Below are 13636 nucleotides of genomic sequence, written 5' to 3'. Positions count from 1 at the left end.
CCCAGCGCCTGTAAGCGATGCGAACGCTTCGATGCAGCACCCGCCCGGATCCGGGCATTGACGCAGGCAGCGGGCCTGGTGGACGGCGAGGGCTGCCTCGACGGCCACGGGCATCATCGGCTTGAGCTGTCGCCGGTCATTGCGGTCCTGGACAAGTTCGCAGGCCAGGATCAATCCGTCGGCCCCGACGGCCAGCTGGGCGTTGTAACCCTGCGCAGGGCGCCGCCGTCGGCCCCTTGCCTCTGTCGGCTGTCGGGATCGGTGACGTTGCGCCGGACCTGCGGCGGCTTGTCTTTGACAGTGTTGTCCCGTGGTCCACGTTTGCCGCCGCCGGGTGTGACCTGCGCGGTAGTCGTAGCGTGCTGGTCCATGGCGTTGGCCTGGGCCGAGCGCGCCCTTGCCAGTTCGTTCTCGGCCCGCACCACCCACCGCTTGGCGCGGGCGACCTCGCGTCCACGGTCCTCGTCGAAGCTGAACGGACCGAGTACAGGCTTGGGTCCGTGGCCGGCCTCGAAGAGCCGGATTCTTTCTCGCATGGCTTCGATCTGCTCACGTTTGGCAGCCTTCTCGCGCGCCAGACGATCTTGAGCGGCCTGAAGCCGGGCTTCGGCAACAGCGACCGAGTCCACTCCAACCGCACCGCTTTGTCCGCGCCCGTCGACAGCGCCTTACGCAGCGCGTCCCGGGCGTCCCCCGGACCCACGGTCAGCTCAGTGATCTCCGTGTCGTCCGCCTCGTCGGCGATCTGCAACGCCTGCTCGACGCGTACTCGTCCAGCTCCGACAGCAGACCGTTCACGGCCTCCCGGCCGGTCGTCAGGTCCTCCGGGAAATGGCGGTCGCTGGTGACGTCGGGCACGTACTTCACACAGACAACGATCCTGAGCATTCCGTCCGAGGCTCCTGAGAGTAGTTTTGATCGTGCGGCATCGACTGCACGCGGAAAGCGGCGCCGATGACGCTCTTGTCACTGCCGGTCATCCTTCATCGGCGGAAGACGACGGTCTTGCCGCCGTTGATGATCACTCTGTGTTCTGCGTGGGCCGATACCCCGCGGGCGAGCGCGAGCGCTTCCAAGTCCTTCCCGATCTCGGTGAGATCGGCCACGGAATCGCTGTGGTGGACCCTGGCGAACTCCTGCTCGATGATGGGTCCTTCATCGAGGTCGGCGGTGACGTAGTGAGCTGTGGCACCGACGACCTTCACGCCGCGGGCGTGGGCTTGGAAGTAGGGTCGTGCGCCCTTGAAGCTCGGTAGAAGGCTGTGGTGGATATTGATGGCGCGTCCGCGCAGTTCCTGGCACAGCCGATCCGAGAGGATCTGCATGTATCGGGCGAGCACGACCGTGTCGGCATCGTAGGTGGCGACGAGTTTGAGGAGCTCTTCTTCGGCGGCCGCCTTCGTCTTTGGTCCTACGGGTACATGGTGGTAGGGGATGCCGTGCCATTCCACGAGCCCGCGCAGGTCGTCATGGTTGGAGACGACGGCGGCAATCTGGGCGGGCAGCGATCCCGTGCGGGCGCGGTGGAGCAGGTCGTTGAGGCAGTGGCCCTGCTTGGAGACCATGACGAGCAGCCGGTGTGGCTCGTCATGGTCGTGCATTGCAGCGTCCATGGCCATCGGCTCGGTGATGGATCGGAACTGCGTTCTCAGGTGCGTCAGGTCGACGGTCTCCTCGGTGGCCGCGTGCACGCGCATGAAGAACAGACCGGTCTCCTCGTCGCCGAACTGCTGGCTGGAGCGGATGCTGAAGCCACGGTCCGTGAGGAATCCGGCGACGGATGCGACGATGCCGGGCCGGTCCTCGCACGAGAGGGTCACGACGACGCTGCTCATCAGGACTTCGTCCTTTCAGACTTCGGGTCGTACAGGGGGCGCAGCGATGCCGTCGCCGGTACGTGCAGTCCGGCGACGTCGATGGCGTAGGAGCCCTCCGTGAACCAGTCACGACCGACCACGTCGGGGGCGGTGACCCAGCCGAGAGCGGCCGAGGCACCCAGGGTGTGTCCGTACTGCGCGGAAGCAACCCGTCCGACGAGGCGGCCGTCACGGTAGACGGGCTCGTCGTGGAACAGCAGCGGCTCCGGATCGTCGAGGACGAACTGCACGAGGCGTCGCGAGATACCCGCCTCCTTAGCCTTCAGCAGGGACTCCCGGCCGATGAAACCGCCCGGCTTGTCCCACTTGGCAGTGAAGCCAAGCCCTGCCTCGAGCAAGTTGTCCCTGGAGGACACGTCATGGCCCCAGCTGCGGAACGCCTTCTCCAGACGCAAGGAGTTGAGAGCGTGATAGCCGACCGGTTTGAGGCCGAGTGGCGCACCGGCCTCAAACAGAACATCCCAGACGTGGTGGGCAATGTCGGTGGGTATCAGCAGCTCCCAGCCCAGTTCACCGACATAGGTCACGCGTGTCGCCCGGACAAAGCCGAACCCCAGATCGATCTCGGCGGACGTGCCGAAGGGAAACGCCTCGTTCGACAGGTCCACGTCCGTGAGCGGTTGCAGGAGACGGCGGGTATCGGGACCCATCACCGCGAGCATCGCCATGGTCCCCGTTTGGTCGGCGACTGTGCAGAACTCGTCCTGACCGATGTGACGCCGCAGGTGGGCAAGGTCCCGGCGGATGGTCGTCGGCCCGGAAAGGACGAGGAACTCGTCACGCGCAAGCCGGGTGATGGTGACGTCGCTCTCGATTCCGCCTAGCTCGTTGAGCCACTGCGTGTACGTGATGCGGCCTGGGGCGGTGTCGATGTCGTTGGTTGAGAGGCGCTGAAGGACCTGCATCGCGTCCCGGCCCTGGACGAGCAGCTTGCCGAACGACGAGGTGTCGATCACGCCTACCCGCTCCCGGACGGCGCGGTGCTCCGCCGCGGAGTGCTCGAACCAGTTTTGGCGGGCAAAGGAGTAGTCGTAGCGGCGCGGCACCCCTTCCGGCGCGTACCAGTTGGCTCGTTCCCATCCCGCCAGCTCGCCGAAGACGGCGCCGGCGGCCTGTGTCTTGTTGTGCAGAGGGCTGATCCGCAGGGGACGGGCGGTGGTCCGCTGCTCGAAGGGGTAGTGAAGGGCGTACGCGAGGTCCAGTGTCTCCACGACGCGCCGCTCAAGGAACCTGCGGTTGGTTTCGTGCCTCTGCACTCGGGATGGTTCGGTCTCGGGCATGTCCACCGGGTTGTGGCCGTCGATGATCCAGTCCGCCAGGACCGATCCCGCACCGGGGCCGGAGAGGAAGCCGACGGAGTTGAAGCCGGCTGCCACGAAGTAATTGCGCAGGAGCGGGGCCTCGCCGAGGTGGAACTGCCCGTCGGGCGTGAAGCTCTCGGGCCCGCAGAAGTGCAGCCGGATGCCGACGTCTTCCAGCACAGGCAGCCGCCGCAGCATTCGCTCGTAGTACGGGCCCAGGTGGTCCCAGTCCTCGGGAAGGTGGACGAAGCCCTTATTCTGCGGGATCCCCTTCGCGCCCCAGGCGTAGCTGCCGGGCTCGAAGAACCCCACCATGAGGGCTCCCGCCTCGTCCTTTACGTAGGCGTGCTCATCGCCGCTCTTGATGGTCGGCAGGTTTCGTTGCAGCCCCTCGATGGCCTCGGTGACGACGTAATAGTGGGCCAAGGCCTGGAGCGGCACTTCAACGCCTGCTCTGGCGCCGAATTCGCGCCCCCACATCCCGGTGGCGTTGACGACGTACTCGGCTTCGATGTCGCCTTGTGCGGTGCGTACACCCGTCGCCTTGCCGTTGTGGACGATCACGTCATCGACGCTGATGCCCTCGAGGATGCGGACACCGCGGCCGCCGGCACCACGGGCCAGTGAGATCGTCGTGTCGGTGGCGCTTCCGCGGCCGTCTGTGGGGAAGAAGAGGCTGCCGTGCAGCCCCTCGCCGTCGAGCAGCGGATGCCTGGCCAGAGTTTCCGCCACATCAAGGACATGGGTCTCGATGCCGTTGACGGCGGCCGCAGCACCCTGCCGTTTCAGCTCCTCGAGCCGGTCAGCCGACGTGGCCAGGTGCAGAGTCCCCGTCTCCACGAATCCGGTGGAGAATCCGGTGTCCTGCTCGAGGGACTTGAAGATCTCCACACTGCGTCGCACGACTTCGCGCGTGCCATGAGTGGCGCGCATCTGGGCCACCAGGCCGGCCGCGTGCCACGTGGTGCCCGAGGTCAGGGTGTTCTGCTCCAGCAGCACCACATCCGTCCAGCCCCGCCGAGCGAGGTGATAAGCGGTACTGGTGCCGATGATTCCACCGCCGACAATGACGACCTGTGCGCGTTCGGGTGGTGTAACTGCCATGTGATCACCTTCCGTTCGGGTACCACTGTCGTTCCGCGGGTCCTGCGCATTCCATGCGCCGATGAACCAAACCGGCTGCGAGCTCCTGGTAGATCGCTCAGCCGGGGAAGAACTGCGCGATCAGGCGCCCCCGGCCACGACCTGGACGATCCCCGTACTCGCCGGCCTCGTGTCATGTCATCGGCCAATACCGAATGGAGCCGCGGCTTGACATGGTCGGCCCACGCTGGGCGCGGAAGTGTCCTCACGACTGCATACGAAGGGAAGGACCGGTGCATCACACAGCGGCTGTCATCGACGGCAATCTCGCGGCCCAGGAGGTGAAAGGGGAGATCAGGTGCCGCATCGAGCGGTTGGCAGCCCAAGGGATCAGGCCCGGCCTGGGCACGGTCCTCGTGGGTGACGATCCGGCATCCCGCACCTACGTGGCGGGCAAGCACCGTGACTGTGCGCAGGTCGGAATCGATTCCATCCGGGTAGATCTTCCGGCCGACATATCTCAGGACCGGCTCCTTGAAGAAGTCCGGAGCATGAATGCCGATCCCCGCTGTACGGGGTTCATCGTGCAACTGCCGCTACCCGCCCACATCGATACCGCTGCGGTGCTTGAAACAATCGACCCGGACAAGGACGCTGACGGCCTGCATCCGTCGAACCTGGGCCGACTGGTGCTGGGGAGGTCGGCACCGCTGCCGTGCACCCCGCGAGGGATCCTGGATCTGCTGCGCCGGGAGGAGGTGCCGGTCCGCGGCGCGCAGTTCTGCGTGATCGGCTGTGGCATCACGGTCGGGCGTCCGCTCGGCCTGATGCTGACCCGCCCGACGGAGCACGCGACGGTGACGATGTGCCACGAGGCCACGGTGGATGTGGCCGCCCACACACGGGTCGCCGACGTGGTGATCGCTGCTGCGGGTGTGGCGCATCTGGTACAGCCGTACTGGGTGAGGCCCGGTGCGACCGTGCTGTCCGTCGGCATCACCCGCACAGTCGAGGGCATCCTGGGCGATGTGCACCCGGGCGTCGAGCACGTGGCCGGCAAATGGACGCGCGCGACCGGCGGCGTAGGCCCTATGACGCGCGCGATGCTGCTCAAGAACGTCGTGGAGCTGGCGGAGCGGCGGGCGGACATCAATCGGACGAGTGTGGCCCCGGACGCCAGCATCGAGCGCGTCGCCGTTTCCTGACAGCCCATGTGCCGTCGGCGCTGGACTGAACCCGGGCGGGAGTGAGGCTGCGTGGAGCCGCGGCCCACTCCCGCACCGGCGTCGCTGCGGCGGTCAGCGGCCGCCCCGCTGCAAGATGCGCCAGACGAGCGGGAGGATCCCCGCTGCTGCCGCGATCTTGAGGCTGTCCGTGACGAGGAACGGCACAACGCCCTGGGTGAGCGACTGGCCCAGCCCGACGTGGAGACTGGCGGACAGCCAAAGCGCGCCGACTGCGTAGATGACGGCATGGCCTGTGGCCATCGCCGCGAGCGTACGGCCGACACTTCGGTCGTGACCCCGGCGGGCCGACTCCCCGACAAGCGCGGCGGCCAGTACCGAACCGAGGAGATATCCGAAGGTGTGCCCGTGCCAGCCACCGGACTGGCCCGCAAACCATGGGAGGCCCAAGGTTCCCACACCCACGTACAGGAGCATGGCGGCCACCCCGCGCATGGGGCCGAGTGCCGCGCCGACGACCAGCACGGCGAAAGTCTGCAAGGTGAACGGCACCGGGCTCAGCGGAGTGAGAAGGGCGATCTGCGCGCAGAGGCCGGTGGCTCCAGCACCAGCGGCTATCGTCAGCGCGTCTCCCAGCATGGCTGCGCCCGGGACGCGGTCGGCGAGCACGCCCGGCCTGAGGCCTGGGGTCAGTGCGGTGATACTCATGGAGTCTCCCTCTTTTTAAGACACATGTCTCGTGTAGTTGCAGCGTCAGTGACCCTTGCCGAGACTGTCAAGGTCTTCCCGCGTCCTCCGATTCGACCGTTCTCGCGTGCTGACTGGTGGGTCGACAGGCGGCCGTCCGGGAGAGAAGGTCGAAATCACCTCTTGGCAGAGTCGCCGACTGTAGTTAAAAATTACATGCGTCTCAAAAAGAAGGCGGCTCGCCGGCGTGCTCTGGCCGGCTGCGAAGGAGGATCCATGCCGAAGGTCGTCGACCGTCAAGCACGGCGGCGGGAGATCGCCGAAGCCCTGCTGGACATCGTGGCGGAGAGCGGCACCAACGCCGTCACCTTCCGGGCGGTCGCCGACCGAAGCGGTTGGTCCACCGGAGTTCTCGGACACTACTTCAAGAACCGCGACGACCTCCTTTTGGGCGGGCTGAGGCGGGCCAGCGAGATTGCTGCCGAGCGGCAGCGCGCCATCAGCCGCACCATGGTGGGTCGGCAGTCGGTGGAAGCGATCCTCGAGGAGGAGCTTCCCCTCGACCGTCGGCGGCTCGCGCTGACCAGGATCTTCGTCTTCTTCTACGCCGAAGCCGCGACGGACTCGGCGGTAATGACGGAGATCGACGGCTACCTTGCGGCCTGGCGCCGACAGACGGCCCGCGCGGTCCGGGCCGCGCAACAGCTCGGCGACCTCGACCCGACGCTCGATGCCGACGCGGCAGCGGCGGATCTCGTAGCGCTCACCGATGGGCTGAGCATCCACGCCATCTTCAACCAGTCGTCCTTGGAGAGGCTGCGCAGGGGCTCCCCGATCCGGGAGTGGGTCAACCGTCTCGCACCCGGCGGGCGCGAGACCGGCACCGCGGTATCCGTGCCCGGCAGGACTTGGGCCATTCAGGAGGAAGACGATGATAACGGCTGATTCGCTCCCCAACCCATCCGTCAACGTGTCCTGGCTCCTGGGGAACCACACACTGCCAGGCCACATCGACCCGCAGGCGTTGGCGCTTGAGTGGCCCGACGGCCGACGCACCTACGGGGAACTGCGCGATCGCGCGCTTCGGCTTGCGGCAGGGCTACGTGACCTGGGACTGAAAGCAGGCGACCGGGTGGGCGTCCACCTGTTCAACCGCGGCGAGACCTTCGAGATCTACTTCGCCTGCGCCTATGCGGGCCTCGTGATGGCGCCAGTCAACTTCCGCTTCACGGAGCGGGAGATCGGCTTCGTGCACGACGACAGCGCTCCGGCTGTGGTGTTCACCGAGCCCGAGCTGCGACCGGCACTCGAAGCCGGTCTGGAGCGCTCCTCGTCGCCGCGCCCCACCGTCGTGGAGCTGGAGGCGAAGGCGTGCGGGCCGCTCTACGAGCGGCTACTGGCCGACGCCTCCCTCGCCGCGTACGGCTTCAGCGAGATCCAGATGCTGCTGTACACGTCGGGCACGACAGGCCGCCCCAAGGGGGTGGAGATGCGTCACCGAAACATCATGTGGTGCGCAATGCAGCAGTCCGTTCTCTACACCGGGATGGCCGGCGCACCGGTGACGATGCTCACCGGCCCCATGTACAACACCGCCGCGCTCAACGAGCAGAGCATCCCCACGTTCCTGGCCGGCGGCACAGTGACCATCATGCCCAGCCGGGGTTGGAAGCCCGCGCGCATGGCCGAGCTGATGAGCCGGTGGCAGGTCACGCACGCGTTGATCTATCCCTCGATGATGGAGCCGATGCTGGCAGCCGACGACCTCGCTCCGCTCCCGCTCGGCTCGCTGCGGTGCGTCGTCACCGGCGGCGAGAGTTGTCCTGCGCCGCTGTTGCGGCGATTCAAGGACCGCTGGCCGAAGCCGCACCTGTTCGTGGCGTACGGATCGACCGAATCCGGGATCGTCTCCCTGCTCAGCGACGACGAGATATGGGAACGTCCCGGCTCGGTCGGTCGGCCGGCCGGCGGCCAGACGTTCGCGGTGGTCGACAATCTGGGGCGAATCGCTCCTGTAGGCACCGTCGGCGAAGTCGTCACGTGTGGGCCGTCCGTGGTGAGCGGCTACTGGAACGCGCCCGAGCTGACACAGTCGGCCTTCACTCACGGCTGGCTGAAAATGGGTGATCTCGGACGTATCGATTCTGGTGGCTACCTCTACATCGAAGGCCGTTCCAAGGACGTGATCATCTCCAAGGGACAGAACGTGTACCCGGCGGAGATCGAGATCGCCCTGAGCGAGCACACGGACATCCTCGACGCAGCTGTGGTGGGCGTCCCCGACGCCGAGGCCGGCGAAGCGGTGTGCGCCTGCGTGGTGCCCAAGCCGGGCGCGGCACTGGCGGCCGACGACGTCCGGGACTTCGTCAGAGCCCGGTTGGCCTCGTACAAGAAGCCCAAGCATGTGGTGTTCCTCTCCGAACTGCCCAGAAACCCGTCCGGGAAAGTCGTCAAAGCCGAGCTGTCCCAGGTTGTGGGGCAGCACACCGGAGGTGTGTCGTGAAGGCCAAGCCCGACGCGCAGTGGGAAACGCTGCTCGATGACCTGGAGAGCCGGCGCCGTGCCGCACTGTCAGGCGGTGGCGAGCGCCGCGTGCGGCGTGAGCGCGATGCAGGGCGTATGACCGCCCGGGAGCGTATCGACGCACTGGCTGATCCAGGCACCTTCTTGGAGTTCGGCACCTTCGTCACCACCCCCGGCGAGGGCGGCAGCGCTCTGCCGGCCACCTTCCTGTGCGGTCTGGCGGAAATCGACGGCCGGCCGGTTGCGGTGGGTGCCGAAGACTTCACGGTCCAGGGCGGCGGTGTAGGAATCCACCTGGCCCGCTACAAGGGCTCGTGGGGCGGCTTTATCGAAGAGACCGCGCTCGGCTACGGCATCCCCCTGGTGCTGCTGATGCAGGGGGTGGGAGGCAGCGTCGAGTTGCAGCAGGAGAAGGGCTACCCCGAGCTGCTGGCGACGGTGCCCGTTTTCCCGGTCTTCGACCTGATGTCCTCCGTCCCCGTGGTGACGGCGGTGCTGGGGCCGACGGCGGGCAGTAGTGCTGCCCGGGCGGCCATCTCGCACTTCTCGGTCATGACGAAGGACAACGGCTGCCTCTTCGCCGGCGGTCCTCCTCTGGTCAAGCAGTCACTGGGCCTGGAGGTCGACAAGATGGAGCTCGGCGGGTGGCAGGTCCACGCGCGTCAGTCAGGCCTGATCGACAACGCGGTGGAGACCGAACAGGAAGCGATCGATCAGTTGCGGACCTTCCTGTCCTACCTGCCGTCGAACGTGGACGAACTGCCGCCTCGGATCGCAGGGGAGGATTCCGCGGAGCGCGGCTCGGACGACATCCTCGCGATCGTCTCCCCGAACGGTCGCCGGGCCTACGACGCACACGCGCTCATCTGCTCCGTCGTCGACGACGATTCCTTCTTCGAGATGACGCCCGACTACGGACGGTCGATCAGGTCCGGCCTTGCCCGGATCGACGGCCATCCCGTCGGAGTCCTCGCCACCGACAACCGGCACCTGGCCGGGGCGATGGACGAGCACTCTTCAGAGAAGCAGACCCGTTTCGTCGAGATATGCGACACCTTCAACCTGCCGATCGTGTACTTCGTCGACGTGCCCGGCTTCATGATCGGGCCGGACGCGGAACGCGCGGGCGTCCTGCGTAAGGGAGCCCGCGCCGTGGAGTCCATCCACCGCGCGACCGTGCCGGTCTACACGGTGCAGGTCCGCCGCTCCTACGGCCTGGCCGGCCAGGCCACCGGGTCGCCCAACAAGCGCAGCATCCGGCTCGCCTGGCCGAGCGGCACGTGGGGCGACATGCCCGTGCAGGGCGGCGTCGAATCGGCCTTCCGCCAGGAGATCGCCGCCGCGGAGGATCCGGCCGCCAAGCGGCGGGAACTCCTCGAACGCTTCGCCGAGCAGACCTCGGCCTGGCGCACCGTGGAGAAGTTCGGGGTCGAGGAGATGATCGACCCCCGCGACACCCGCCGGTACCTCGGTCGGCTGCTCAAGGTCGCCCGTCAGACCTCTCGTCCGGGACCCAAGACCGGCCCGAGCGTACGTCCATGAATCATCCGGCGGTCCGTCGGCATGCACATCAACACCGGGAGGAACAATGCCTCAATCACGCCGCTTCCCCAGCGGCAGGGTCTCGATCGTCGGCGCATACGAATCCCCGCGCCGTAAGGCACCGGGTATCCACCCCTTCCAGATCCACGCCGAGGTGATCGCCGGGGCGCTTTCCGACGCGGGTCTGTCCGTGGCCGACGTGGACGGATTCGCCACCACGGCGACGTTCCCGCCGGAAGCCGGCTGGCAATTGTCGATCGCCGAGGTCGCCGAGTACGTCGGCCTGCAACCCAGGTGGTTCGACTCGACCGACCTGGGAGGCGCGGCATTCGTGGCCCACGCAGGCCACGCCGTGGCCGCTATCGAGGCCGGGCTGTGCGAGGTCGCCGTCGTCAGCTACGGGGCGTGCGGACGTTCCGGCCCGCTGCCCTACCCGGACTACAACACCAACGCCACCGGGCCCGGCCAATGGGAGGTCCCATTCGGCCCGTCCACCGTCTCGACCTATGCGCTGGCCGCTCAGCGGCACATGCACGAATACGGCACCACATCAGAGCAGCTCGCCGCCATCGCCGTCCAGTGTCGGGAGAACGCGTCCAAGAACGAGCACGCCCGCTACCGCGGTCCTCTCACGGTCGAGGACGTCGTCAGCTCGAGCATGATCTCCTCTCCATTGCACAAATTCGACTGCTGCGTAGTCACCGACTCGGGCGGCGCATTCGTACTCGCTGCCACCGAGCGGGCCAGGGACCTGCCCAAACGGCCCGTACGGGTGCTGGGCTTCGGAGAAGCGGTCGGGCAGGTCCAGATGAATCAGATGCCCGACTTCACCTCCACCGCGACCAAGCGGTCGGGAGCGGACGCATACGCCGCTGCGGGCATGGGCCCTCAGGACATCCAGGCCGCCCAGCTGTACGACTCCTTCACCATCACCGTGGCCATGGCCCTGGAAGACCTGGGGTTCGTGCCCAAGGGGGAGGTCGGAGGCTACGTCCAGGACGGGAACATCGCGCCAACCGGCCGACTGCCGATTAACACCGACGGCGGCGGCCTGTCCTCCAACCACCCCGGCCGCCGGGGTGCTCTGGCCACCATCGAGGGAGTTCGGCTGCTGCGTGGCGAGTCCCCCGGAGCACAGATCGACAGCCTGGAGAACTGCCTGGTCAGCGCCACCGGAGGCTCGCTGTCCGCCACCGCCACCATGATCTTGGGAGTGTGACTCGTCGTATGACGCAGGTCGAAAAGCCACGTCCCATCGTCGACACGCTCTCCCAGGAGTGGTTCGACGCGGCACGTGAAGGACGATTCCTGATCCAGAGGCGTGATCACGACGGTGGGCTGCAATGGTACCCGCGCGGACACGCCCTGGGAACGCTCGACTGCGGCGTGAGCTGGGTGGAGGCGAGCGGTTTCGGCACCGTGCACACCTTCACCGTCGTGCACCGCACCGCCAACGCCGAGTTCGCCGACGACTGCCCCTACGTACTCGCAGTAGTGGAGCTGGCCGAAGGCCCCCGGGTGACCACCCGCATCGTGAATACCGACCCCCACCAGGTGCACTGCGAGCAGCGCGTACGCGTCGTCTTCGTGCACGACGGCGAGACGGTGCTGCCGTACTTCGAGCCTGCCGAGGAGCAAACATGAGCTTCCACTTCGGCGATCTCAAGGAAGGTGCGCGCTATCGCTCAAGCGGGCGCACCCTCACGGAAGCTGACATCATGTCCTTCGCTGGCCTCAGCGGTGACTACAACCCGCTGCACATCGACGAGACGTGGGTACGGTCCAACACCGAGTTCGACGGCAGAATCGCCCACGGTCTGCTGGTGCTGGCCGTCACCAGCGGCCTGCGCACCCCCGGGCTGGACGAGTGGGCGATTCTCGCCTACCTGAACGTCGAGCGGAAGATGCTCGCACCCGCGTATCCAGGCGACACCATCCACCAGCGGTCGTGGATCGAGTCCCTGCGAGCGAGCCGGTCCCGGCCCGGCACCGGCATCGTCGTCGTGAGCTCGCAGGTCATCAACCATCGCGGAGAGGTGCTACAGGAAGGCAAGGACACCTACCTGGTCGGCGGCGAGGGGGTGGCGCCGTGAGCAAGCGGCTGGAAGCCCGCGTCATCGTTGTGACGGGTGGCGGATCGGGCATCGGCCGCGCCACCGCCGTGCGCATCGGGCGGGACGGTGGTGTGCCCATCGTCGCCGACATCGACGAGGAAAGCGCCAGTGCGGTCGCGAACGAAGTCCGTCGCACGGGAGGACGAGCCGGTCACATCGGCCTCGACGTCACCAGTCGGGACGGCTGGGAAGCGCTGCGCAAGCGAGTCCTGGACGAGTGGGGAGCCGTCCACGGGTTGGTCAACAACGCCGGTGTGACAAGGGACCGCACGCTGGTGAAGATGAGCGACGAGGACTGGCACCTGGCGCTGAACGTCAACCTCACCGGTGTGTGGCTCGGCTGCCAGCATCTCGTTCCCGTGCTGAAGCGGAACGGCGGGGGGTCGATCGTCAACCTGTCCTCGGAGTCGCGCAACGGGGAGTTCGGTCAGGTCAACTATGCCGCCGCCAAGGCCGGCGTCGTTGGTCTGACGAAGACTGTTGCGAAGGAGCACGCCAGGCACCAGATCCGATGCAACGCTGTGGCACCCGGATCGATCGACACCCCCATGGTGCAGGCCGTGCCTGAGCACATCCGCGAGTCCTGGCTGCCCTCCATCCCTCTGTCCCGCCTGGGCCGGCCGGAAGAAGTGGCTGCCGCCATAACCTTCCTGCTGTCCGAGGACAGCAGCTACATCACCGGGCAACTGCTGGCAGTCGACGGGGGCTCCACGTGAACCTCGCCGTTCCGGGCCGGCCGTTCCCCCGCCGCATCGTCTCCGGTACCCAGCGCGCTGCCGTCGCCGTGGCCGTGGTGCCTGACGGAGACGGGTACGGGTTCGTGCTCACCCAGCGCAGCAAAGGCATGCGCCAGCACGCAGGGCAGCTTGCACTGCCGGGTGGCCGGTGCGAGCCCGGCGAGGACCCGGCCCAGTCAGCGCTGCGGGAAACGCACGAAGAAGTCGGCGTGGCCTCCGACGCGTGGCAGGTGGCGGACATGCTCGACGACTACCCACTCAGTGCGGAGATGGTCATCACGCCCGTGGTGTTGGTGGCGCACGAGCGTCCCGCCTTCCAGCGCAACGACGACGAGGTCGCCGAGGTGTTCGTCGTGCGAATGCCCGCGCAAGCGCCGAGTGCCTCCTGGTTCCGCCCTGAGCAACAGCCCTTCGGTGCCCCCAGTGCCGGAATGGCCCAAGCACTGGCGCTCGACGCCTTCCATCTGTTCGCCCCCACCGGTGCCATCGTGGAGCAGTTCCTGCACTGGGCCCTTCACGGGAGGGTCAGGCGCGTCTCCCACGTCGCCCCGCCAGCCTTCGTCGCCGACGACGCCGCGCCGTGAAAGG

13 protein-coding genes and 1 pseudogene are annotated in these 13636 nt (G+C 67.1%); 9 read left to right on the top strand and 5 right to left on the bottom strand.

Annotated elements, in window-relative coordinates:
- Window positions 1–170: 170 nt before the first annotated feature.
- From ACJX2R_RS01080 to ACJX2R_RS01065, 4 genes and pseudogenes are all read right to left on the bottom strand, one after another.
- Window positions 171–629, bottom strand: coding sequence for a hypothetical protein (locus tag ACJX2R_RS01080; protein ID WP_413106175.1), 459 nt, complete (start codon window positions 627–629; stop codon window positions 171–173).
- Window positions 629–888 (bottom strand): annotated as a pseudogene (locus ACJX2R_RS01075) (electron transfer flavoprotein subunit beta); the annotation flags it as partial. The pseudogene ACJX2R_RS01075 and the gene ACJX2R_RS01080, both read right to left, overlap by 1 nt.
- Before the next feature lie 95 nt (window positions 889–983).
- Window positions 984–1835: a formyltetrahydrofolate deformylase gene (gene purU, locus ACJX2R_RS01070; RefSeq protein WP_413098305.1), complete on the bottom strand. Its 852-nt coding sequence runs from the start codon at window positions 1833–1835 to the stop codon at window positions 984–986.
- Window positions 1835–4282: a GcvT family protein gene (locus tag ACJX2R_RS01065; RefSeq protein WP_413098304.1), complete on the bottom strand. Its 2448-nt coding sequence runs from the start codon at window positions 4280–4282 to the stop codon at window positions 1835–1837. Before ACJX2R_RS01065 ends, purU begins: the two co-directional genes overlap by 1 nt.
- A gap of 272 nt (window positions 4283–4554) precedes the next feature.
- Between ACJX2R_RS01065 and ACJX2R_RS01060 the strand changes: the two genes are divergently transcribed.
- Window positions 4555–5466 (top strand): bifunctional methylenetetrahydrofolate dehydrogenase/methenyltetrahydrofolate cyclohydrolase, encoded by a 912-nt coding sequence (locus ACJX2R_RS01060; protein WP_413098303.1) that lies wholly within the window; start codon window positions 4555–4557, stop codon window positions 5464–5466.
- Between the two features lie 93 nt (window positions 5467–5559).
- Here the strand turns inward: ACJX2R_RS01060 and ACJX2R_RS01055 are convergent, their stop codons facing one another.
- On the bottom strand, window positions 5560–6153 hold the full coding sequence (locus tag ACJX2R_RS01055) for a biotin transporter BioY (protein ID WP_413098302.1): 594 nt from the start codon (window positions 6151–6153) through the stop codon (window positions 5560–5562).
- A gap of 255 nt (window positions 6154–6408) precedes the next feature.
- Between ACJX2R_RS01055 and ACJX2R_RS01050 the strand changes: the two genes are divergently transcribed.
- Genes ACJX2R_RS01050 through ACJX2R_RS01015 form a run of 8 tightly spaced genes read left to right on the top strand, consistent with a single transcriptional unit; the run spans window position 6409 to window position 13632 of the window.
- A complete protein-coding gene (locus tag ACJX2R_RS01050) occupies window positions 6409–7077 on the top strand; it encodes a TetR/AcrR family transcriptional regulator (protein ID WP_413098301.1) in 669 nt (222 codons plus the stop codon).
- Window positions 7078–7102: 25 nt separating this feature from the next.
- Window positions 7103–8635: a class I adenylate-forming enzyme family protein gene (locus ACJX2R_RS01045; RefSeq protein ID WP_413098300.1), complete on the top strand. Its 1533-nt coding sequence runs from the start codon at window positions 7103–7105 to the stop codon at window positions 8633–8635.
- The gene (locus ACJX2R_RS01040; RefSeq protein ID WP_413098299.1) at window positions 8632–10197 is read left to right on the top strand and encodes an acyl-CoA carboxylase subunit beta; all 1566 of its coding nucleotides are present in this window, start codon (window positions 8632–8634) and stop codon (window positions 10195–10197) included. Before ACJX2R_RS01045 ends, ACJX2R_RS01040 begins: the two co-directional genes overlap by 4 nt.
- A gap of 46 nt (window positions 10198–10243) precedes the next feature.
- Window positions 10244–11416 carry a thiolase C-terminal domain-containing protein gene (locus ACJX2R_RS01035; protein WP_413098298.1) on the top strand — a complete coding sequence of 391 codons (1173 nt, stop codon included), beginning with the start codon at window positions 10244–10246 and terminating at the stop codon, window positions 11414–11416.
- Window positions 11417–11424: 8 nt separating this feature from the next.
- Window positions 11425–11841 (top strand): Zn-ribbon domain-containing OB-fold protein, encoded by a 417-nt coding sequence (locus tag ACJX2R_RS01030; protein WP_413098297.1) that lies wholly within the window; start codon window positions 11425–11427, stop codon window positions 11839–11841.
- Complete coding sequence (locus tag ACJX2R_RS01025) at window positions 11838–12290, top strand: MaoC family dehydratase (RefSeq protein ID WP_413098296.1); 453 nt, start codon at window positions 11838–11840, stop codon at window positions 12288–12290. Before ACJX2R_RS01030 ends, ACJX2R_RS01025 begins: the two co-directional genes overlap by 4 nt.
- A complete protein-coding gene (locus ACJX2R_RS01020) occupies window positions 12287–13027 on the top strand; it encodes an SDR family NAD(P)-dependent oxidoreductase (protein ID WP_413098295.1) in 741 nt (246 codons plus the stop codon). Before ACJX2R_RS01025 ends, ACJX2R_RS01020 begins: the two co-directional genes overlap by 4 nt.
- Window positions 13024–13632, top strand: a complete 609-nt coding sequence (locus ACJX2R_RS01015) for an NUDIX hydrolase (RefSeq protein WP_413098294.1) — start codon at window positions 13024–13026, stop codon at window positions 13630–13632. The genes ACJX2R_RS01020 and ACJX2R_RS01015 overlap by 4 nt, the downstream gene beginning before the upstream one ends.
- Window positions 13633–13636: the final 4 nt, after the last annotated feature.

It is taken from the genome of Streptomyces sp. Inha503, assembly GCF_047215865.1.
GTDB lineage: Bacteria > Actinomycetota > Actinomycetes > Streptomycetales > Streptomycetaceae > Streptomyces > Streptomyces lycopersici.
This window is presented reverse-complemented; position numbering and strand designations above follow the sequence as displayed.